The 21,915-nt window shown below is 48.7% G+C and carries 15 protein-coding genes; 4 read left to right on the top strand and 11 right to left on the bottom strand.

Annotated elements, in window-relative coordinates:
• The first annotated feature begins 25 nt into the window (after nucleotides 1–25).
• Nucleotides 26–3,133 (top strand): beta-galactosidase, LacZ type, encoded by a 3,108-nt coding sequence (gene lacZ, locus ACLB09_RS22895; RefSeq protein ID WP_410772145.1) that lies wholly within the window; start codon nucleotides 26–28, stop codon nucleotides 3,131–3,133.
• A gap of 75 nt (nucleotides 3,134–3,208) precedes the next feature.
• Here lacZ and ACLB09_RS22890 read toward each other — a convergent pair whose 3' ends face one another.
• The 3 genes from ACLB09_RS22890 to ACLB09_RS22880 all read right to left on the bottom strand — a co-directional run bounded on the left by ACLB09_RS22890 (nucleotide 3,209) and on the right by ACLB09_RS22880 (nucleotide 6,380).
• Nucleotides 3,209–5,221, bottom strand: a complete 2,013-nt coding sequence (locus ACLB09_RS22890) for a methyl-accepting chemotaxis protein (RefSeq protein WP_410772144.1) — start codon at nucleotides 5,219–5,221, stop codon at nucleotides 3,209–3,211.
• Between the two features lie 159 nt (nucleotides 5,222–5,380).
• Nucleotides 5,381–5,896 carry an STM3941 family protein gene (locus ACLB09_RS22885; protein ID WP_410772143.1) on the bottom strand — a complete coding sequence of 172 codons (516 nt, stop codon included), beginning with the start codon at nucleotides 5,894–5,896 and terminating at the stop codon, nucleotides 5,381–5,383.
• Nucleotides 5,897–6,002: 106 nt separating this feature from the next.
• Entirely contained in the window at nucleotides 6,003–6,380 is a 378-nt protein-coding gene (locus ACLB09_RS22880; RefSeq protein ID WP_410772142.1) for an MmcQ/YjbR family DNA-binding protein, read from the bottom strand.
• A 159-nt stretch (nucleotides 6,381–6,539) separates the two neighbouring features.
• Between ACLB09_RS22880 and ACLB09_RS22875 the strand changes: the two genes are divergently transcribed.
• On the top strand, nucleotides 6,540–8,606 hold the full coding sequence (locus tag ACLB09_RS22875) for a WD40/YVTN/BNR-like repeat-containing protein (protein WP_410772141.1): 2,067 nt from the start codon (nucleotides 6,540–6,542) through the stop codon (nucleotides 8,604–8,606).
• A 94-nt stretch (nucleotides 8,607–8,700) separates the two neighbouring features.
• Here the strand turns inward: ACLB09_RS22875 and ACLB09_RS22870 are convergent, their stop codons facing one another.
• Both ACLB09_RS22870 and ACLB09_RS22865 read right to left on the bottom strand, forming a co-directional pair.
• Nucleotides 8,701–12,669 (bottom strand): fibronectin type III domain-containing protein, encoded by a 3,969-nt coding sequence (locus tag ACLB09_RS22870; RefSeq protein WP_410772140.1) that lies wholly within the window; start codon nucleotides 12,667–12,669, stop codon nucleotides 8,701–8,703.
• Between the two features lie 494 nt (nucleotides 12,670–13,163).
• Nucleotides 13,164–13,658: a glutathione peroxidase gene (locus tag ACLB09_RS22865; protein ID WP_410772139.1), complete on the bottom strand. Its 495-nt coding sequence runs from the start codon at nucleotides 13,656–13,658 to the stop codon at nucleotides 13,164–13,166.
• Nucleotides 13,659–13,771: 113 nt separating this feature from the next.
• Between ACLB09_RS22865 and ACLB09_RS22860 the strand changes: the two genes are divergently transcribed.
• Nucleotides 13,772–14,221, top strand: a complete 450-nt coding sequence (locus tag ACLB09_RS22860) for a MarR family winged helix-turn-helix transcriptional regulator (protein ID WP_410772138.1) — start codon at nucleotides 13,772–13,774, stop codon at nucleotides 14,219–14,221.
• Nucleotides 14,222–14,316: 95 nt separating this feature from the next.
• On the opposite strand, the gene ACLB09_RS22855 is transcribed toward ACLB09_RS22860, so the two are convergent.
• From ACLB09_RS22855 to ACLB09_RS22840, 4 genes are all read right to left on the bottom strand, one after another.
• Entirely contained in the window at nucleotides 14,317–15,120 is an 804-nt protein-coding gene (locus tag ACLB09_RS22855) for a nucleotidyltransferase (RefSeq protein ID WP_410772137.1), read from the bottom strand.
• A gap of 226 nt (nucleotides 15,121–15,346) precedes the next feature.
• Nucleotides 15,347–16,201, bottom strand: a complete 855-nt coding sequence (locus tag ACLB09_RS22850; RefSeq protein ID WP_410772136.1) for a carbohydrate ABC transporter permease — start codon at nucleotides 16,199–16,201, stop codon at nucleotides 15,347–15,349.
• Nucleotides 16,194–17,177, bottom strand: coding sequence for a carbohydrate ABC transporter permease (locus ACLB09_RS22845; protein ID WP_410772135.1), 984 nt, complete (start codon nucleotides 17,175–17,177; stop codon nucleotides 16,194–16,196). The genes ACLB09_RS22850 and ACLB09_RS22845 overlap by 8 nt, the downstream gene beginning before the upstream one ends.
• Before the next feature lie 61 nt (nucleotides 17,178–17,238).
• A complete protein-coding gene (locus ACLB09_RS22840; protein ID WP_410772134.1) occupies nucleotides 17,239–18,654 on the bottom strand; it encodes an ABC transporter substrate-binding protein in 1,416 nt (471 codons plus the stop codon).
• 525 nt (nucleotides 18,655–19,179) lie between these two features.
• Between ACLB09_RS22840 and ACLB09_RS22835 the strand changes: the two genes are divergently transcribed.
• Entirely contained in the window at nucleotides 19,180–20,220 is a 1,041-nt protein-coding gene (locus ACLB09_RS22835) for an NAD(P)-dependent alcohol dehydrogenase (protein ID WP_410772133.1), read from the top strand.
• A 73-nt stretch (nucleotides 20,221–20,293) separates the two neighbouring features.
• Here ACLB09_RS22835 and ACLB09_RS22830 read toward each other — a convergent pair whose 3' ends face one another.
• On the bottom strand, nucleotides 20,294–20,866 hold the full coding sequence (locus ACLB09_RS22830; protein WP_410772132.1) for a sugar O-acetyltransferase: 573 nt from the start codon (nucleotides 20,864–20,866) through the stop codon (nucleotides 20,294–20,296).
• A 359-nt stretch (nucleotides 20,867–21,225) separates the two neighbouring features.
• On the bottom strand, nucleotides 21,226–21,669 hold the full coding sequence (locus ACLB09_RS22825) for a GNAT family N-acetyltransferase (RefSeq protein ID WP_410772131.1): 444 nt from the start codon (nucleotides 21,667–21,669) through the stop codon (nucleotides 21,226–21,228).
• Nucleotides 21,670–21,915 lie beyond the last annotated feature (246 nt).

Below are 21,915 nucleotides of genomic sequence, written 5' to 3'. Positions count from 1 at the left end.
ATCGAATAAGAAAGGTGTTTTAACTATGCGCAAAAAACTGGTTTATACGCCTCCCTCTAACGGGTATCCCGAATGGAACAACAATCCGGACATTTTCCAGCTTGGCCGCCTCCCGGCCCATGCTTCGATGATGCCCTTTCCATCCATATCGGAAGCTCTTGCCGGCGATCCTGCTTCGTCCCCTTTCTACCATTCCTTGAACGGAGTTTGGAAGTTTGCCTTCGCGGAAACGCCGGATCAGCGGATCGCGTCCTTCTATGAAAACGACTATGATTCCAGCGGCTGGGGAGATATGCCCGTTCCTTCCCACTGGCAACTGCAGGGGTACGATGTTCCCCAATATACGAACGTTCGTTATCCCTGGTCGGAATCGGAGCCTGAACTGAAGCCGCCGTTTGCGCCTACGGTCTACAATCCTGTCGGTTCTTATCTCCGGACGTTTACCGTTCCCGAAGCTTGGGCCGGCCGGCCGGTCGTGCTCAGCTTTCAAGGCGTGGAGTCCGCCTTTTATGTGTGGGTCAACGGAGAGCTGGTCGGGTACAGCGAAGACACGTTTACGCCGGCCGAATTCGACATTACCCCCTATTTGATGGAGGGGGAGAACAAGCTGGCTGTTGAAGTGTACCGCTGGTGCGATGCGAGCTGGCTGGAAGACCAGGACTTCTGGCGGCTTAGCGGCATATTCCGGGACGTCTATCTGTACTCGCCCTCCCCGGTTCATATATTCGATTTCTTCGTCCGCAGCGAACTGGATGCCGATTATCGGGATGCGGAACTGCTAGTGGACGTTAGAATAGACGACGTAGGTGGTGTCGAATCGGGAGAATACACGGTTGAGGCCCAGCTGTTTGATGCAAGCGAACAAGCCGTTTTGACAAATCCGCTGTCCTTCGACTTGTCCATCCAGAGCGGAGAATCCCGTACGGAACAACTCTCGGCTACGATTCGCAATCCGCTGAAATGGAGCGCGGAAACGCCCCATCTGTACACGCTGCTCCTGTCTCTAAAGGACAAGAGCGGCCGAGTATTCGAAGCCGTCAGTTGCAAAACCGGGTTCCGGAAATTCGAGTTGAAGGACGGCCTGATGAAAATCAACGGCAAGCGAATCCTGTTCAAGGGCGTGAACCGGCACGAATTTTCGCCCGATACAGGCCGCGCCATCGGCAGAGCGGATATGATTCGGGATATCGAGCTGATGAAGGCGCATAACGTCAACGCCGTCCGGACCTCCCATTATCCCAATCAACCTCTTTGGTATGAGCTTTGTAACGAATACGGCCTGTATGTGATCGATGAAACCAATTTGGAGACGCACGGCACTTGGCAATACGGGCAAAAGGAGTTGAACGAATTCAATGTGCCGGGCAGCCGGCCCGAATGGCGCGAAAACGTCCTCGACCGCTGCAACTCCATGCTCCAGCGGGACAAAAACCATCCGTCCATTATCATTTGGTCGCTCGGAAATGAGGCGTTCGGCGGCAATAACTTTATCGCCATGCACGATTTCCTGAAACAAGCCGATCCCACCCGGCTCGTCCATTATGAAGGCATCTTCCATTACAGAAAGTCGGAAGCCGCGAGCGACATAGAATCCACTATGTACGTGAAGCCGGCGGATGTTGAACATTACGCGCAGAACGATCCGCAGAAGCCGTACATCCTTTGCGAGTACAGCCATGCGATGGGCAATTCCTGCGGCGGACTCCATCTGTATTGGGAGCTGTTTCACCGGTATGAAATCCTCCAAGGGGCATTCATCTGGGATTGGGTCGATCAAGCGATCCGGACGACGACGCCGGGCGGCATCGAATATCTGGCTTATGGGGGAGATTTCGGAGAGTCGCCGCATGACGGGACTTTCTGCGGCAACGGACTGGTCTTCGCCGACCGGAGTGTTACGCCGAAACTGCTGGAAGTGAAAAAATGCTACCAGGACGTGAAAATGGAAGCCGCCGATTTGCAGAACCGGCTCCTTAGAATCACCAACCATTTCCTGTTCACGGATTTAAGTCAATATCCATTGAATTGGGAAGTTGCGCAAGACGGCGTGGCCGTGCAAAGCGGCGTCCTGGAGATTTCGGTTCCGCCGGGAGAGTCGGCCGAAATCATGATCCCATTTGACGCCCCGGCTAACTTTGCCAAGGAATCCGTGCTTACGGTATCCTTCAAAACGAAGCGGAATCAGAAGTGGGCTGAATCCGGCCACGAAGTTGCCTGGGAACAATTTATTTTGTCGCCTCGCCTACTTCCTCTGCGCGCGGATTCCCAAGAGGCTGCGATTCAAGCGAAGGAAACGGCGGAGGAACTGCTCATTACCTGCCGGGAGGTTTCGGTACGCTTTAACCGGACCACCGGAGATCTTGCCTCTTATTCCAGTGCCGGTAAGGAACATCTGCTGGCCCCGGCAAGGCCGAATTTCTGGAGAGCCGTCACCGACAACGACCGCGGCAACAAGCTGCCCGAGCGGTGCGCTTTCTGGAGAACGGCCCACGTCACCCGCCGGTTAATCCGGTTTGACTATCGCATGGAAGGTACGGATTGCGTTGTTACAGCCGATTACATGTGGGAGGATCAGCCTTCATGTACGCTATCCCTCGCCTACCGGATTCATCCGGATGCTTCGATCGATATCGAGCAAACTCTCGTTCCGGGCGCAGGCTTACCCGAACTTCCGGAGTTCGGACTTTTGCTCGAGCTGAACGAAGATTTGGACACGGCCAGCTGGTACGGCCGGGGGCCGCATGACAGCTATGCCGACCGCAAAACGGGCGCCCGGCTTGGACTCTACGCGGGTGCCGTCGGAGACCAATACGTCCCTTATCTGAGACCGCAAGAATGCGGCAATAAATGCGATGTCCGTTTTGCTCAAGTCTCTCAGGGGACGGAAGGACCCGGCCTTCGTTTCGAAGCGAGGGCACCGTTCGAGTGGAATGCACTCCCTTGGACACCGGAGGAACTCGAAGCCCACGACCATGTTTACAAGCTGCCCGCAAGCCATAAAACCGTGGTGCGGGTGAACTACAAACAGATGGGCGTAGGTGGCGACGACAGCTGGGGAGCACCGACGCATGAAGCCTATACGCTGCCTGCCAATCGTCCTTACCGTTTTAACTTTACGCTGCGTCCGAGCTGACGGAGCCTGCCGAATGAACAAAGCCGGAGCGCCGCAATATTGCGGGCGCTCCGGCTTCTTTTGATGGATCAGCGTTTATATCTTGAATTTCGTGATCATTTCCTGTAATTCCGCAGCCATTCGGCTTAACGAACGGGAGGAGGATGAAATCTCTTCCATCGCTTGGTGCTGCTCCTCTGCCCCATCGCCGATTCCCTTCAGCTCTGTCAGCGACTCCCGTGAAATAGCGACCATCTCATCCATGGAAGCCGAGACCTGCTCGGCACTGGCCGAGAGCTCCTCGGTCGCCGCAGACACTTCTTCAATCTGGGAAGTGACGCCTTGCACCGCCTCCTGAACCTTGTCGAATACGTCTTTTACCTTAACAATTTGTACTACGCTTCTTTCGACGTCCGCAATACCTTCCACAACGGCCTTTCCGCTGTCTGAGGCCGCGCCTTGAAGATCAAATAGAATGGCGGTAACATTACTTGCTGCCACGGTCGTCTGCTCGGCCAGCTTCTTCACCTCCCCGGCGACTACGGCGAATCCTCGCCCATGCTCGCCTGCCCGCGCAGCCTCAATCGCTGCATTCAACGACAATATGTTCGTTTGTGCGGCAATGGCGGAAATATAGCCGACGATTTCGTTGATTTCTTGCGATTTGGTCTCCAATGCCTGCATCATGACAACCGATTTGCTCACGCTTTCTTTCACGTTGCTGACGACCATAACCGCCTCATCCACCACTTGCTCGCCGATGGCAACTTCACTGTACATATCCTGTACCCGTTGATTCACCGCTCCTGCCGATTCGGCGATTCGCTGAATGCCGATCGCCATTTCCTCGATCGCGACAGCCGATTGTTCGGAGCTCTCCGTCTGCGTCGTCGCGCCCTTAATCATCCCATCTACTGATTTGGCGGTATTTTGGGAGGTTTGCACGGAGTTCTCTGCAATGGCAGACAGTTCCTCGGACGAGGCAGCTGTATGCTGAACCGAATCGGTGATCCGGGCGATCATATGCGAGAAGGAATCCAGCATCCCGTTCGTATTCCGTTTCAATTGCTGCAGCTCATCCTGGCCTTTCCCTGTTTCCAACCTTCCGGTCAGATCTCCGGCGGCCACCCTCTGCATCAACTTCGTCATCTTTATGATCACCCTCATAATGAAGAAGGAGATCAACAGCGCGATCACAGCTAGCGCCACCGTACAGATCAAGATAAAGAGATCGGCTTTCTTCTGACTTTTCTCCGCCCCGCTCATCAGGTCATGCTTATCGCCGGAGACGATGACCTTCCAGCCCGTCAGTTCCACCTTGGCAAAAGAAGCGATCTTGGCTGTGCCATCCTCCTCGACATAGTCGACGGTTCCTGAATCTTTTGCCAATACCTGCTCCTCATAAGTTTTGATCTTCGCAGCATTGGCGTAGTCCCTGAAATCCTTGCCAATCTTCTCCGCTGTTGGGTGGGACATGTATACCCCAGAGGTAGATAGCAGGTAGGAATAGCTGGTCTCGCTCATCAGATTATGGTTCAATTCCTTCTGGATATTACCCGGCAACAGAATTGCCTGGATCAATCCCCGGAATTCTCCGCTGTTATCCGTGATGGGGATATCAATGATGATGCTTTGTTCGCCGCTTGTCGTATCCATTACTAAGTCAGAGATGCCAAGTGTCTTCTCTTGCTTAATCCGTTGAAAGTTAGGGAATCCCGATAAATCCAGCTGCGCTCCTTCCTGGTCAAATGACTGTCCTTCTGCTGTTGCATACGAAAACGACATTACATCCGGATTCAAAACTTTCATCCCTTTGAGCAGCGTCAGGATCTGTTCCTGATTCCCGGAGAGCAGCACCGGTTGGTACTCCTTGACTGCATTTTCAAAAGCGCCTATCTTCCCCTGCAACATAGTATTCAGGGTGTCCGCATTGGCTTCGGCAGTCAAAACCTGCTGCTGCTTCACTTTATCCTTTACCACATCGGTAAAACTGAGGCCGAGTAACATGGAAACGGCATACAAAGGAATAATGGACAGCACTAGCAACAATACGGGTAATTTCAAATGCAATGTGTCGAACTTACGCCAACTCCCGGTGAACAACTTCATGATGATTTCCCCTTTTTTTCTCACGATATATAAACTATGATATTTTATCGACACAAATCGACATTATGATTAGAACTCTAGACTGGGTAAACCAGGTTTTTCGAAATATAAAAACGCGGGAATAGATCCCGCGTTGCATCTACATAAGCAGTATTTAACTCATTGATATTGTTCCCATCTCAGCAGCATAGCTTTATAAATCTCCGCAATCGGAACCGTCATGCCTGGACGCGAAATGTTGACAGGAGCCCCTGTCAGCTTCTGGTTGACCGAAATCAACCAGCGCTTGATGCCATTCTGGCTGTCCAGAAAAGCTTGAGGATTCCGTAAGCGGATCCCGATCGTCGGTTGGTTAGCTACATTCAAGATGGTGACCGCCTCAACTTCCGTCCATAGGATCCGGCCGCCTGCTATATAGGAAGAACGGTCGAGCAATCCTCCGTCATCGATTTCCAGCACTGGCGAGGAATCAAACAGGCTTTTCAATATGAACAGAAAACAGATTCCAAAGAACAATACGCTGATTGCGCCAATCCCTCCGATTATCCAGCTCTCCTCTTCCGTCAAGGCCAGCCGGAACATCCATATTCCAGCGGCGATAAACCCTGATGCGATCAAGAGAAGCAGCCATGTTTTCCCCTTAGACGCATAAATCTCAATTTTCCCATGATTCATTGATCGCAGCATCCTCTCGAAGCAGTATTGCCTTACGGGTGACTTTCACCGAGAAATACTATAGTTCAATTCCACTCTTAAGATGGGGGGTAGGGAGTAGCAGGAATCACCTGCTTCCCCCTATTTTCAGCAGAATCGCCTCTCGTGCCGCTCTCGTCAGACTGCCGAGCACCAGTTCATAGGAATGATCAATCATCGCCTGCATATCGTCCATCGGAAGGCTACCGTCGGCGACCACGGTATTCCAGTGCGTTTTGTTCAAATGATATCCGGGCTGAACGCATTCATGCTGTTCTCTCAGGTTGGCCGCGATGACCGGGTCGCATTTTAAAGAAATGCTCACCGTCGCGTCTTGTTCCCCGGGCACGGTAATTAGCGCAAACATTTTGCCACCCACCTTCATAACGAGCGGCTCCGGCCCGAACGGGTAATCCTCAACCGCCCCTTTTTTGGACAAACAATAAGAAACCAGTTTCTTGTACACCGGGTTCTCCTCCTTGACTGTTGTAATCGCATAATCTGGTGTAAATATACCATGATCGCCGGAATCCTCAAAGGTTCCTCCCGCACGAACAAGGAATTTCGACAAAAATCCAGAAATAATACAAGATGGATTCAAGAATACATAAGCACGGAGGAAAAAATGAAACGAATAGTTGCAAGTATTTTAATTATGTTGATAGCATCCCTGTCCGCATCCGCCTGGCCGTCATCTTCCTATGCCGCGGCCGCTCCCCAGGGAAAAACCCCGCCCGTTCGCTGGGAGAAAAGTTCGCTGGGCTCGGAAAAACAGATCAAAGCCACTGCCTATGACGGAAAGGGATTGTATGTCGCCGTCGGCGATGAACTGGTGAAAACGTCGGCTGATGGCGTACATTGGGAGAAGCACCCGTTAGGCGTGCAATTGACCGCGAAATACACTTCCGGCATTCATGCCGTGGCCTATGGTAAAGATGCTTTTATTGCGGTAGGTTCAGAGGGGAATATTATTCGGTCACGAGACGGCGTGAAGTGGGAGCGGATCGATTCGGGTCTGGGCCAAGCCTCTTATGTTGGAGACAAAGCGCTCTACAGCATACTTTGGGACGGAGAGCAGTATGTGGCGGTAGGAGCGAACGGACTTATGATCACCTCAAAAGACGGATCTCGCTGGACGGTCATCCCGTATGAGAAAATCACCGGTCAACAAGCAGATGAACCGTGGCATTTTTATACGATCAAATACCTGAATCATAAATATTTCATTCTTGGAGGCTCCATCTGGAAGTCCGGCGTCATTATCGAATCGGATAACGGGAAGGACTGGAACGTCGTTGAGAGAAATAATGAGGATATCCTGCAATCCATCGCTTATAACGGAAACACCTACGTCGCATCCGGCGGTAGCGGAATTATTGTCTATTCCAAGGATGGATCCAATTGGACCCGAGTGAAGGAACGGCTTCCTATCATCTGGGGATTTGAAGTGGTATGGAACGGAAACGACTTTTTTCTGTCTGCGGAAGGATCTTTAGTACGGAAAGACAACTCGATCCTTCGCACCTTTACATCGCCCGACGGTCAAACCTGGAAGGAACTCGATCAATTTCAGTTCCAATATCAAGGCGTGAAGAACGAAAATTATGCTCATCTCCTTACGGGGCTATTATATGACGGGAAACAACTGCTTGCGGTAAATGAAAAAAATGAAATCGCGGTTTCGGCCGATCTTAAGCACTGGTCCTCTTCCGACTATAACGCACAGTATCGGAAAGTAAACGCCAGCGGGATTCAATTTACCGGAGGCAAATATTTTATTACGCCGTACACCAGTTCAGAGGGGCTTCTGGTCTCTGAAAACGGCGAACAGTGGACCAATGTGCAACAAAGCCTGCAGAAGCTGGCCGGAAATGAAGAGGTCGTCATTCAACATGTCACCTGGACCGGTGCACAATTTGTTGCCGTCGGAAACATTTGGAACCACGGTTGGAAGGAAACCTCCTTCGTTTCGCCGGATGGATATTCCTGGACCATGAACCCGCTAACGATTCAAGGATTATCCCCCGCAGAATACGAATGGCTTTCGTTTGAAAATATCGAAGTTCTGGACAACAAGTTAGTGATGCTTGGCAATTACTATACCGTAAAAGACGGGCAAGCTCATGAAAATGTCGGATTCGTCGCCACATCGGACAACGGAGCGGTTTGGTCCATGCAGAAATCTTTTCCCGGTATCCATTTCTTTGACCTTGCCTTTGGAAACGGGACATACCTCATTACGGGAGCCAAATCCGAAAAAACTTCTTTCGGCAGCACGATGAAAGGTACCCAACTGTATACTTCAAGCAATCTCATCGATTGGAACCTGGCTTACAACAGTGATGTCGGAACTTTGGACCAGATTCATTGGAACGGAAAACAATTCGCGGCTTCCGGATTCATATATGAAAATGGAAGCAGCAAAACGAGATTCCTGCTCTCGGCGGATGCAAAGAAGTGGAAAGCCTATTCGTTCCCTTTTCCGGAGATTCCTTATCCCAACGAGATTGCATGGAACGGCTCCTACTACATCGGAGTTTGCAACTACGGGAAAATGATTTACTCGGCAGACGGAACGAAATGGAGCCAAATCGATTTCATGAATTACACCGAGGATTTGCAAACCGTAATCTGGGACGGAAGCAGGTTTATTACGGGCGGCCCGGATGCCGTATTTTTCGGCACGCCTTAGCCTATGACACGGCAGTAAATAATGAAATAAAAGCATGTCGAGAATTTGACCCGGTCATTTTCTCGACATGCTTTTTTATGGAATGCTATAACCTCTAGAAATTCACTTGGAAGTTGGTGATGTCCAGGGTGCCTGCGGTTACGGTTTCTCCGGTACCGGCATAAACCTTGAATTCGACGGCCCGGATATCGGCCGGATTCGAAATCGCCGCGTTATTTACCCAGTCCGTGACTTTCGATTTCCAAATCGGCGAATTCAATGCATACTCCACATCAACGGATTCGCCCGCTTCAATGATCCGTTCCACGGAAGGATCGGTGGCGGTCTGACCTCCCGTTTCTTCCCATAGCCAGCCGCTCCCGATTCGCAGCACCAACGATACGCGAATCGGCTGTGTTCCGGTATTCGTCAAGGTACTCGAAACGCTTGCGTATTGGGACCAGTCGGCGCCTATTCCAAGGCCGGGCTTCGTCTCCGTGGCAACCCCCGCCGAAACGGCATCACTTATCGTAGAAGCATAATTCACAAAGATCGTCTCCCCATCCAATCCGCTCGATATATTCCCTGTGAAAGCCGAGTCCACAAAGTTCCATGGATAGTAACTTGCGGTTTTGGGACGGTTCATATCGGCAATCGTTGAAGCATAAGCATCTGCCGGCAAATCAAAGCTGACGGAGTGCAACTGGAGACTTCCCTCAAGACTCCCTCCTCCTCCTTGCACTCTTAAAATAATGCGGTTTACCTCATCATCGGTGAGGTCCGTTAAAGGGATCGTCGCCATCAGGGTCGTCTTTGCAGGGATTTTGAAATACTGGCCCAGTTCAACCCATGTCCATGCACCGTCTTTAACGATCGGCTGCATTTGGATTTCAACGGGATTGGGGTTGGTTACAATGAGATTCATGTGCGTATAAGCGCTCCAATCGGCTACCGGGCTGTGATCCAGCTGAAAACTCGGGTAATTTTCTTTCTGAAGGTTAAACGTCATGTTTAACCCGCCGTTCGCAAGCGGAGACAGCTTCGCTTCCGTTGGCGTCGTCGGCCGGTCATCCCCGTTGATCCCGATGTACCAGGAAGCGTAATCGTCGATAATTCCCGGATCGATGTCTCCAATTTGGCCCGGATCGCCGGTGGTCACACTAACGGCATTGCTGGCGGCCGAAATATTCCCCGCGTCGTCAAAGGCCTTCACCGTAAAAGTATACGCCGTGTTCGCGGCCAGGCCGGATGCCATGAAGCTGGTTCCGATGCTAGTGCCCATAAACACTTCATTCTTGTATACATTGTAGCCTGCTATTCCGATATTGTCCGTAGACGCCGTCCAGGAGAGACTGGCCGTCGTAACCGCAGGGACAACGGTTAGGCCAGACGGCGCCGAAGGAGCCGTCTGATCATTGCTGGCCATGGTTTTTACGGTTGCAGCATTGCTGGCCTCGGATAAATTACCCGCTGCATCGACGGCTTTTACCGTAAAAGTATGAGTCGTATCCGCTTTTAGACCCGTCACCGTATAATTTGTGGTCGTACTGATATTCACCAATACGCCGTCTTGGTATACGTTATATCCGGTTACTCCCACATTGTCCGAGGATGCTGTCCAGGTGAGGGCAGCGGTGGAATATGTCGGTGATGTACCCGTCAGATTCGCGGGTGCTGTAGGTGCTTGGTTATCGGACGGGCCGTTGTTAAAAACCGAACTGATGATCGAGGTCGCTTTAATTCCCTTCGGACCCTGGATAATGGCATTTCCTTGCTCGGTATAGCGAGTGCCCGCCCAATCGGTCGACATATCCAGATATTCGAGCCCTGGTCCGTTTCCTTTCCATGACCATCCGAGATAACCGACTCCCTTATCCTGGCTGTAGCTCATGATCGTAGCTTCATCTACATCCCCATTCGTATGTTTGATGCCGAATTCACCAATGACGAGTGCCAGATTTTTATTTAATACATTATCGATGTTGCTCTTCACCGTCGCGGCATTCCCCCCGGCATATTCGTACATATGAATCGAGAACATCGTGTTTTTCAGCGGGTCGGAATTGAAAACTTGTTGGCCGTAATCGAAAATCGATTGCGGGTATTGTCCCCATCCCGCTCCGTCGACCATGATCGTGTTTTTGATTCCGGCCTGGCGGAGTTTCGGAATGACGGAAGTATAGCCCTTCGCCCAATCCTCCCCGTTCCATGTACCGTACCATTCATTGGCGATATTCAAGATGACTGTTTTCTCCTTGCCGATCAGCGCGCTTTTCATTTCAATCCAGTAATTCGCGATATTGTCCAATACCGCTTTGCTGTCCGAGCCGGTCCCATCATGGACCTCAAGTACGACGATCAGCTTATTTTGTTCGCATAGGGTGATGATGTCCTGGATGGAGGACAGGCTGTCTTTGGACCACTGCTGTCCGTCGGAAAGCACGATTCTTACGGTGTTGGCTCCCGTTTTGGCTATGGCAGGTATGGCAACGGAAAGCTGGTCTTTATACCACGTATGTGCATGGTTAACCCCCCTCATAACAAAGGGATTCCCGTTAGCATCGTAAAGCGTGGTACCGTTAATATAAAATCCGGTGTTGATTGAAGCTGAATTCGTCGTGATGCTTAATGCCGGGCTTGCGGCAGATTCATTGCCTGCGGCATCCTTGGCTTTAACGGTAAAGCTGTACGTTGTGTTTGCCGTTAGGCCGGTAACTGTAAAGTTGGGAGTTATACTGGACCCTGCAAGCGCTGTTCCCCTGTAGATGTCGTATCCTGTGACGCCAATATTATCTGTTGATTCCGCCCATGCGAGGTTGACTGTCGTATCGGTCTTCGAGGGGCTTGAAAGATTCGAAGGTGCACTAGGTGCTGTGGTATCCGGGGTAGTTGTAATTTGCGTAAACTTCCACTTTTGTTGAGGATTGCCGTTGTCCGTCCATTGGTGCACATTGGCGCCATGATCCGGGGAACCTCCGGCTACATCCAATGCTTTGCCGCTGGATTTTACGATTAACTTGTAATACCCGTTGCCAACGTCGCTAATTTTCCATTGTTGATTTGATTGGCCGTTATCGGTCCATTGTTGAACATTCGCCCCGTCATTCGTATATGATCCGACGACATCCAGGGCCTTGCCGCTGGATTGCGCCAACAGCTTGTAATATCCGTCTCCAACCTCGATGACTTTCCAATGCTGGTTGGTCCTCCCGTTGTCGTTCCCCTGCTGTACATTGGCTCCGTCCGCCGAGGATTCTCCGGCTACCTCCAGATTTTTACCGCTATGTTGGGCCGTGAGCTTGTAAATCGCGCCGGAATTTAGATTCGTACCTCCCGGAAGGGTTGTCACGCTCAATGCGTTGCTTGCAGCTGATACATTCCCTGAGGCGTCCTTGGCTTTTACGGTAAAACTGTACGCGGTACCCGCAGTCAAGCCCGCCACGATATAGCTTGTCGTTATTATGCTTGAGCCTACGACGGTCGAATCTCTGTAAATGTCATAACCGGTTACCCCTGCATTGTCAGTGGACGCAGTCCAGGTAAGGCTTACGGTTGTATCCGTCACCGAGGAGACGGCCAGGTTTGCAGGTGCCGAAGGTGAGGTCGTATCCGATGTTCCGCCGGCAGCATATACTTCAAAATTCCAAAGGGAGTAGCCGTATTGCGTACCTCTTTGCGTACCGTACATTCTTACATACCTTGCGGATTTGGTTTCAAAGGAAATACTGTCTATCCCTCCGTTGCCCGACGAAGTGGAATATACCGTCTCCCAATGGTTATTATCCAACGAAGTTTGAATTTGATACGATTTGGCATAAGCCGTCTCCCAATCCAGCATAACGCCGTTAACATTGCTGATCTCGCCAAGATCAACGCTGATCCACTGCGGATCGGAATATTGGGATGACCACCTGGTCGACGAATTTCCGTCAAACGCCATGGCCGGAATTTTGCCCGAATCCTCGGTAGAGCTTGCGGTTGCGGATTTGTTCAATGCTATGTTAGTCGTTGCCTTAACACTCATCGACGGCATCATACTGAGCATCATACCAAACAGGATTACGCAGGCTGCAATCTTTTTCATTACTAACCTCCCATATTATAAATTCAAAATATCCAAACTTGCTTAGCTCTTTGAACACCTTACGACGGAATTTGCCGGATTCATTGTTATCTTATCGCCTTATAAAATCCCCTCCTCATCTCACTCTTTGAAAGCGCTGTCTTGATTCTTCATTTAAAATACTTCGTAAGATGTTCAAACTTATATAAACGCTCACAAAACTTGCTTTTGAAAGCATTCATTGTTTCTCTATAATTTTCATGTTTATACAAATAAAGCGGTTCCAAAAAATATTAAATGCTAACGGAAAAATATGATATCATACTCTCCATGTGAAATTGTTGCTTTAGGATATTCATAATTTATTATTTGTTATCATGATTGTCAATGTACTCAAATAACAAAATAATAAAATTATTAATAATAAATTTTCAGCAACCTTTTCAGTCCAATGAAAAAAGCCCGCACCTAAGGGCGGGCCTTCGTATTCAGCTAACACTCGGGCTGGGACGCCGTTATACGTGCGACGGCTCGGCGAGTAATTGCCGGATATCGTCTTTGATCTTGTCCGGCGTTTCGTTTGGACCGAAGCGCTTCACGACGTTGCCTTCCCGGTCGATCAGAAATTTCGTGAAGTTCCATTTGATCGACTTCGACCCCAGCACGCCGCGCGCCTTATCGCTCAAATGCTTGAACAGCGGGTGCGCCTCGTCCCCCTTCACGTCCACCTTCGCAAACAGCGGGAACGATACGCCGAAGTTCAGCTCGCATGCTTGAGCGATCTCCTCGTCATGCTCCTCCTCCTGGTTCGCGAACTGGCCGCAAGGAAATCCGAGCACCGCGAATCCCTGCGCCCCGTACTCGTCATGCAGCTGCTGCAAGCCCTTGAACTGCGGCGCAAATCCGCACTTCGTCGCGGTGTTGACGATCAGCAGCACGTTCCCCGCATACTCGGCCAGACTTTGCTTTTCTCCACGAATCGTCTTTACCTCATAATCGTAGACAGACATTGTGATCTCCTCCGTTTGGTTTTTCTAAATTAGATTTTATACAATTTAATTTGATACGTCAAATCTGCACGTGATATAATGGATCAAATTATTCATGTAAGGAGTTTTTGCCCGTGACACCCGAAGACGAACTGCTCAAGTTGGAGAATCAGCTATGTTTCGCATTCTATGCCTGTTCCCGCGAGATGACGAAGCTGTACCGCCCGATTCTGTCCGGTCTTGGGCTTACCTATACGCAATATATTACCCTGCTTGCATTATGGGAAAAAGACGGCATCGGCGTCAAAGAGCTCGGCGCCCGCCTGTATCTCGATTCCGGCACGCTTACGCCACTGCTGAAGAAGCTGGAATCGATGGGCCTCTTAACCCGTATCCGCAGCAAAGCCGACGAACGCAACGTCATCATTGAATTGACCGACGAAGGCCGCGCGCTCAAATCCCGGGCTGCCGAGGTACCGGCCAAGCTGTATGCCGGCGCCGGGCTCCGGCAGGAGGAGCTCGAATCGCTGCGTACGCAGCTCCAGTCCCTGCTGCGCAAGGTGGATGAAGCGGTGCAGGCGTAAGGCGAGATGAAGACTTGTATTTCCCCTTGACTCACCGGAAATGTAATCGGCATAAAATAAGAAGAGCCGTTCGCAGGAACGGCTCTTCTTTGTTGTTATTTCTTTAGATATTGGCGAAGTTTACTCATTATCTTCATGTCTACCTCAAAATCATAGTCATGCTTTAATTTTGCTATTAATTTTTCCACCATCGTCAATGCATGGGCATAGGCACGCTCTAACTCATCTTTTTGCAACCTAGAGGTTATTAAAACAAATTCTTTGTAATCTTCTGCCCCAAGATCATTCTCTAAATTCTTAGTGAAATTCAGCCACCGTTCTACCTTCCGTTCCTTGACCCTTAATAAATGCAAAATATGCTTTTGCACCTGGGACAGAACTTCCAAAGAACGCGCCGCTTCCCCTCTTCTCAACACGTTTATGCCCATCAACCAAGCGTTCACAAAATTATTAAAGGCAAAATCCACATTCTCGTTAGTCATTCGCTCCGGTCCATTCCCGCCCAAATAATCCAGACATGGTTTCAGCATTTCCGTAGTGTCGTAAATAAACATCGATTCCGTGTCGGGAAAAACACCGGTAGGCTTAAACGTTTTTATGACTTCGATTTGGGATTCAGGCAAAAAATGAAACTCTCCTCGAATCAAGTTGGAAAAAATAACAACTTCCGTACCGTACTCATTATGAAACATCAAATCATAAGCAGCTATTTCTGCGATCCATTGTCTTGATTGAAAAGTTTCAAATTGGTCGTCCTTTATAAATATATAAAACTCGACATCCGAGTATGGATCTCCCTCCCCTTTTGTGAAGGAACCATACATCATGCATGAAGTTACATTGGAGTCTCGTTCGCAATTCGTTTTAACCGACTGGATAATTTGCTTCTGTAAAAACACTCAAAAAACCCCTTTATCTAACATTATTGATTAGATTCAGGGTACTTATCAACAACCGGACAACAAGAGCAACACATGGCAATGCTCCTTTCATTAATCTGTAAAGCATGATAACAAAAACAACTTCCGAATACAATCCATCTTGAATTTCACTTTCCCCTCCAAACAAAAGAAAAGCCGAGCAAATTCAGAAGAACCTCTGAATCTGCTCGACCAGCTTGAATAATTATTCTTTGACGCCTCCCAGCGCTACCCCCGCGATAATATACCGGGATAAGAGGAAGTACACCACAAACAGCGGTAAAGCCGTCAAGGCAAGACCCATATAGATCGAGCCAAACTCCGTTTTGTAAATATCGCCGCGCAGCAAGCTGACCATGATCGGCATCGTGTATTTTTCCTTCTGCGTCAGCAAAATCAGCGGCATGAACAGATTGTTCCAGTTGGCCACAAAAGCAAAGATGGCTTGCGTCGCCACGGCCGGTATCATGAGCGGCAATACAATCCGGTTGAATGTTTTGAATTCACCGGACCCGTCCACACGCGCCGCTTCCACGATCTCTATCGACAGGGTCGCAAGCAGGTATTGCCGCATGAAGAACACCACCGCCGGCGCTGCAATGGCAGGCAGAATCAGCGGGAGAAAGCTATTTGTCCAATGTAATTTATACATGAACTGATAGAAGCCGATGGCGCTTGCCTGGGAAGGAATCATCATCACGCACAGAATGAAGGTAAAGAATGGCTTGCGCAGCTTCCAGTCGTAGGTCACAAGCCCATAAGCCGCCAGGGATGAGAAATAGACCGTTAAGACCGTTGCCGAAGCAGAGATAATAAATGAATTCAAGAACCCTTGAATCGGATCAAAGCTCTTTTCGAGCAGCACTTGCAGATTGCTCATAAAGTGTGTCGAAGGAAGCAGCGAGAGACCGCTTTGGATTTCCGCCGTAGAGCGCGTGGCGTTCACAAACATGATCCAAAACGGTAGGATGCTAAGGAGCGCCAACAGGATACAGACGATATAGATAATCGTTCGGCTTACCTTTAGACCGACGGCTCCGTTTTTCGGATTTTTATCCATGATGCGTCACCCCTCCCTCTCGACTGCTGTTTGCAGACTTTCTACGCTTCTTTTCCGCTTTTTTCAATTTTCCCGCATCGCGGTCGCGCATCAGGTAGAACAGTAATCCGGACAATATCCCTGCAATCACGAACATAATCATGCTCGCCGCTGCAGCGCGATTGTACAAATAGCTGCCCTTGAACGCTTGCCCGTAGATAAACATGGACGTAGTAAGCGTGGAGTCGTCCGGCCCGCCCATAAGGAACAACTGCGGAATATCGAACATGGTCAAACCGCCGATCATCGATGTAATCAGCGTGAATAGCAAAATCGTACGGAGACTCGGCAGCGTGATGCGGAAGAAGGTTTGAAAACCGTTTGCGCCATCGATCGCCGCAGACTCGAAAAGAGCGGGATTTATCCCCATCACGCCTGCAACGAGGATGATCATCGTGTTACCGTACCACATCCAGAACTGGATGAACGCCACAATGCCTCGCGCGGTCGTCTTATCCTGAAGAAAGAAAATCGGAGCATCGGACCATCCCAGCATTTGAATCAAGCTGTTGATGGGACCCATTGGATAGGCAAATAAAGTACTGAAAAGAATTGCGATCGTACTCGCAGTGATAATATTCGGCATATAGAGCAAAACTTTGAACGCACCTTGCCCTTTGATATTGAGGCGCTTGTTCGTGAACCATGCCGTGAGCAAGAGCGCGAGAATGATTTGGGGAATGAAGTTGACGATCCAGAGCAATCCCGTGTTAATAAGAGACTTCCTGAACGAGACGTTATCAAAAAGGAGATCCTTGAAGTTTTTAAAAGGATCATCCAGAATATGAATCGGTTTCGGTATTAATCCCTGCATATCGGTGAATCCGATAGCTGCGGTATATAAAATGGGATACAACGAAAAAATCAGAAATGCCAGGACGAACGGCAAGGTAAAAATATAGCCGAATTTCGAGTAGTTCACACCTTTGCGGCGCATGCTCTCACCTCTTTAATGGATATGAAGGGGCGGGATAACTCCCCGCCCCTAAGACCGCTTCTTATTCACTATCGATGTTAAGTTGGTCTTTGACCTGCTGCTTGAAGGTGGCGAGCGCTTCATCGCGTGATTTGTTACCCGCGGTGTATTCGCGTACTTGGTCGCGCCATAGCAAGTTAATCGATTCGTCGTATTGAGTCAAGTTCTTACCGGAAGCATTTGCGTTGGCCGGAACGAACACGTCGAACATGTTCTGCCCGCCGAGCAGCGGAATTTCTCCGTTGGACTTCGACATCACGACGGAGGATGCAACGCTGTCCTTCGTGCCTTGCTCGCCTTCCTTCATCGTGCCGTTCGCCCAGAAATACTGGAGGCCGGTTTCGGAGGAATCGAGCGTCACCCAATTGATAAAGTCCGCAACAGCCTGTTTCTTGGCGTCGTCCTTAACCACGTCTTTGTGGGCCAGCAGCCAGGTGCCTCCCCAGAAGAAACCTGTCGGCGGCTCAGTAACGGCCCAGTCGCCATTCGTGTCTTTCACTTGATCGCTCATCGTATAGTTAATGAGCCAGGCAGGACCGAAGAAGCCGAAGATCGGTTGTGCACCCGTGCCGGACATATCAGCGAACCATGACTCCTGCCAGTCACGCGTATCGTTATGATACCCGTTATCTTTCAGCTTCTTGGCAAGATCGAGGAACTCTTCACGCTTTGGATCAATATGCAGCTTTCCATCAACAATCCAGCCTTTATCGGAACTGTTCTCGATCGCGTGCCACATATCGCCGTCGCCGGAAATAATGCCGTACCCTTTGGCTTTCAGTTTCTCGGCTGCACCGAAAAACTTATCCCAGCCAGGTCCTATTTCATTTTTGATCGTTGCCGGATCGTCGGTTCCAAACACATCCTTGGCAAGCGAGCGGCGGTAGATAAAGGCGCCGCCGGTTGCTTGATAGCCGAGGGCTTTCAGCTCGCCGTCCTTGCTGCCGATGTCAACCGAATATTGGGCAATGCCTGCATCCTTCACCTTTTGATCATCCAGGCCCAGGTCTGCATAGTTAGCCGCATAGCTGGATGCGTCGCCTTGCGTGTACTTGAGTACGAACGCGGCTTCGGCTGCGTAAATATCCGGGGCATCTTTGCCGCCAGCCGCCAAGGCTTGGTCAAGAGCAGGCTGATAAGCGCCGTCAGTGGTTGCGATTACTGTTGTCTTAAACTCTACATTCGCCTCGGGATGGACTTCCAAATACTTTTTGGTCATGTTCGGAATCTCATCCGTAAAGCTCCAGAGATTGATGGTGACTTTCTCGCCGCTGCCCTTTGCCGGAGCCTCGGCCGTGTTAGTGGATGGGGCCGGATCATTGCTTGGAGCGGAAGAATTCGAATTGGAGTTACTTCCGCACGCCGATAGAACAGAAGTCATCAGAATCATAGTAGAAACCCCTGCTAAAACACGTTTCATGCCTTTCATGCGTTTCATAGTTTGCCTCCCCCTGTTTATTAAATCCTCGGTTTTTGTAACCGCATACATATTGTAATGCCTTTGGTCCAAGCGAATAAGGGAACGTTCATTGGGAAAAATTCCACTATTTTTGGATTGCTGCCTCTGCAACGCTATATCATGATATTCGCTCTAAATAAATGACTAAGGCCTCACCCCTTAAAAACCGAAGGGCAAGGCCATAGATATCGATGATTTGCTTTATTAAGCCGCTAGATCACTTTTAACTCTTCAAATCAGATAGGATGAACTATAATTTAGAGATCTGATGATGGTTAATTTTAATGTGCTATGTCCTTTATGCTTCTTCACAAACCGCAATCCTCGACTTCATCACCTATTCGCTTTTATGAATATCTTCCGTTCCGGCATCCAGCGCGGTTTTGAAATAAAAACATTTATGATCGATGACATGCATTGGGTTTATTTCACAGCTTGACTTAAAGTCAACTATAAGGTTTAACATGGATCTGCAAAGAGAAACAAGTATGGGAGGTTTTTTTGATGATAACTGCTAAAGCACGAGCTGTCGACGGTCCGGATAAACCGTTTCGGACTGCCGAAATTAAACGACGGGATCTTGATTTGCATGATGTCCTGATTGAAATTAAATATGCCGGCATATGCCATTCGGACATTCACACCGCGCACGGCGAATGGGGACCCGTAAACTACCCTCTCGTCCCCGGGCACGAGATTGCGGGAATTGTCACGTCTGTAGGACCTCATGTTACAAAATATAAGGTCGGTGACCGGGTAGGGGTAGGATGTATGGTCGACTCCTGCGGCGAATGTGAGAATTGCCGAAAAGGAGAAGAACAATACTGCCTGAAAGGAAATGTCCCAACCTACGCCGGTGTCGATAAATACGGCGAACCTACGCAAGGCGGTTATTCTACACATATTGTCGTGACCGAGGACTTTGTCGTCAGAATTCCGGATAACATTGAGCTTGACGCCGCTGCTCCATTGCTTTGCGCAGGGATTACGACTTATTCGCCGCTAAACCACTGGGGAGCCGGTCCCGGTAAAAAAGTGGCTGTTGTCGGCATGGGCGGTCTTGGCCATATGGCGGTCCAAATCGCGCATGCCATGGGTGCCGAGGTCACCGTTCTATCCCAATCCTTGAAGAAAAAAGACGATGGTTTGCAATTGGGCGCAGACAGCTACTATGCCACAAGCGATCCGAAAACATTCGAAATACTTGCCGGAAACTTTGACTTAATTATTAACACGGTAAGTGCCAGCATTGATATGGATGCTTATTTCTCATTACTGACTCTTGACGGAACTTTGGTGAATGTCGGCGCCCCCGGGGAGCCGCTATCCCTAAATGTAATGTCCTTAATCGGACATCGCCGTTCATTTGCAGGATCCATGATCGGAGGCATCCGTGAGACGCAGGAAATGTTGGATTTCTGTGCAAAACACAATATTGCCCCTAAGATCGAAGTGATATCGGCCGATCAGATCGACGAAGCTTACAAACGCGTATTGGCTTCTGACGTGAAATATAGATTCGTGATCGATATTAGCACAATGTAAACTTATGTATATTTTGAAGGTGTCTCAAAAGCATAGCTTTGGGACACCTTCTTTTATTTCGCTGAATACTTCGTTATTCCGTGATTTTTTTTATCACTTTTGCCGGTACTCCCGCGACAACCGTATTTTCCGGAACATCCTTGGTAACAACCGCACCTGCCGCAACAACAGAGTTGGAGCCGATTGTCACTCCAGGCAGTATGGTTGCGTTTGATCCAATCCACACATTTTCCCCAATGATGACCGGAGAGGAGTAAGTGGTATTTCTTGTTTCTAAGGATAAGCCGTGATTAAGTGTAGCAATCGTGACATTCATACCGATCGCTGTACCATCACCAATCGTAATTCCGCCTCTATCTTGAAAAGAACAGCCTGTGTTAAAAAACACGTTTTTCCCTATCGTAATATTCTTGCCAAAGTCCGTGTAAAACGGCGGAAAGCACATAAATGACGAATCCACTTCGTTGCCGGTCAGTTCGCTAAAAATCTCTACGATCTCTTCTTTCGAATGATAGGCTGTATTTAATTTCATCGTGATCCTTTGGGCTTCAAAACTACATTGAACTAAAAGCCCATGTAATTCTCTATCCTCTCCGGAAATCGGATTACCGCTCTTGCAAAAGTCTAAAAACTCTTTCATGTCCATTTTTAAAACCACCTATCTTCATAAAGATTACAACCTTTTGTTTAGCTGGAAGGCTGATCATTCCGCTTAACAGAACGGTTTCAGTTGTGTTATTCACATCATAAGCTACTGTATCTTCATTTTCGTTCGACTGCAAACCAATAGCTTTTGATTCAGTCGATTCGGTTTTGATGATCCTTTTACGTCTTACACCTCATTTAAATTGCAAAAAAAGTCCCGATATCATCGGGACTTTTTGAAAATCACAAATGTTCGAAGAAAATAAAGTATTAGACTGGGATTGTTGATCTGACATGATTTTTGGTTGCAGTATCGTCAGCTTTTGAGAAATAAGTATAATGCTGTTTTTCCATTTGGTGCTAATCAAAAGACTTAATAAAATTTTTCTGATCCTTCGTAAATTGGTAGCCTCTTTTGTGGTAGAGTCTATGTGCTTGCTCACGACTCGGATGGGACAACAACTTTATGCCGGAATAACCCTCTTCCCGCGCCCAGTGCTCTAAATAATCCATTAGCTTGCTACCGATACCTTGATTTCTGTAGCGTTCTTTTACTACAAAGCCTAAAACATTGATCAAAGGATCGGCAAAAAGCAACTCATGGCGACTTCCATGGATATAACCAACAATCTCGTTATTGAGTTCGAATACAAAAATCTTATCTTTTGTCTCTCTTGTAATAATTCCAATTTTTTCTTTGACTTTTTCTTCGGTAAAACTTGAAAGATTGGGGTTAAAATCTCGATTCAACAAGTAAATGTCTTGATAGTCGGTTATATGGATTTCTCTTACTAAGTATTCCATAATCTACTCCCTACTCTTACTTTCTCTTTAATTCATCAGCTAGGATTCGGCAAACATAAATTGGTGGCTGGAATTTGCCATTCCTCTCTAAAGAAAAATTCCACAATGCTATTGTGTTATCCTGCTCGTTAGTTGATAGTACTTTGTTTAAGCTCAAAAAAATGAGCCGTCCTAATGTTTTAGGCGACTCATTTTCTCCATTGCATAACTCATATTGTAATAAGAATCAATATTATTGTTTGTGCA

Origin of the sequence: Fontibacillus forbon (genome assembly GCF_046559655.1) — a bacterium.
Lineage (GTDB): Bacteria > Bacillota > Bacilli > Paenibacillales > Paenibacillaceae > Fontibacillus.
This window is presented reverse-complemented; position numbering and strand designations above follow the sequence as displayed.

Bases quoted from the DNA above. Each gene is read 5' to 3' on its own strand.
- ACLB09_RS22890 (WP_410772144.1), bottom strand. From the start codon at position 5,221: ATGAAGTTGTTCACCGGGAGTTGGCGTAAGTTCGACACATTGCATTTG.
- ACLB09_RS22830 (WP_410772132.1), bottom strand. From the start codon at position 20,866: ATGGACATGAAAGAGTTTTTAGACTTTTGCAAGAGCGGTAATCCGATT.
- lacZ (WP_410772145.1), top strand. From the start codon at position 26: ATGCGCAAAAAACTGGTTTATACGCCTCCCTCTAACGGGTATCCCGAA.
- ACLB09_RS22845 (WP_410772135.1), bottom strand. From the start codon at position 17,177: ATGCGCCGCAAAGGTGTGAACTACTCGAAATTCGGCTATATTTTTACC.
- ACLB09_RS22870 (WP_410772140.1), bottom strand. From the start codon at position 12,669: ATGAAAAAGATTGCAGCCTGCGTAATCCTGTTTGGTATGATGCTCAGT.
- ACLB09_RS22825 (WP_410772131.1), bottom strand. From the start codon at position 21,669: ATGGAATACTTAGTAAGAGAAATCCATATAACCGACTATCAAGACATT.
- ACLB09_RS22865 (WP_410772139.1), bottom strand. From the start codon at position 13,658: ATGTCTGTCTACGATTATGAGGTAAAGACGATTCGTGGAGAAAAGCAA.
- ACLB09_RS22885 (WP_410772143.1), bottom strand. From the start codon at position 5,896: ATGAATCATGGGAAAATTGAGATTTATGCGTCTAAGGGGAAAACATGG.
- ACLB09_RS22835 (WP_410772133.1), top strand. From the start codon at position 19,180: ATGATAACTGCTAAAGCACGAGCTGTCGACGGTCCGGATAAACCGTTT.
- ACLB09_RS22850 (WP_410772136.1), bottom strand. From the start codon at position 16,201: ATGGATAAAAATCCGAAAAACGGAGCCGTCGGTCTAAAGGTAAGCCGA.
- ACLB09_RS22840 (WP_410772134.1), bottom strand. From the start codon at position 18,654: ATGAAACGCATGAAAGGCATGAAACGTGTTTTAGCAGGGGTTTCTACT.
- ACLB09_RS22875 (WP_410772141.1), top strand. From the start codon at position 6,540: ATGAAACGAATAGTTGCAAGTATTTTAATTATGTTGATAGCATCCCTG.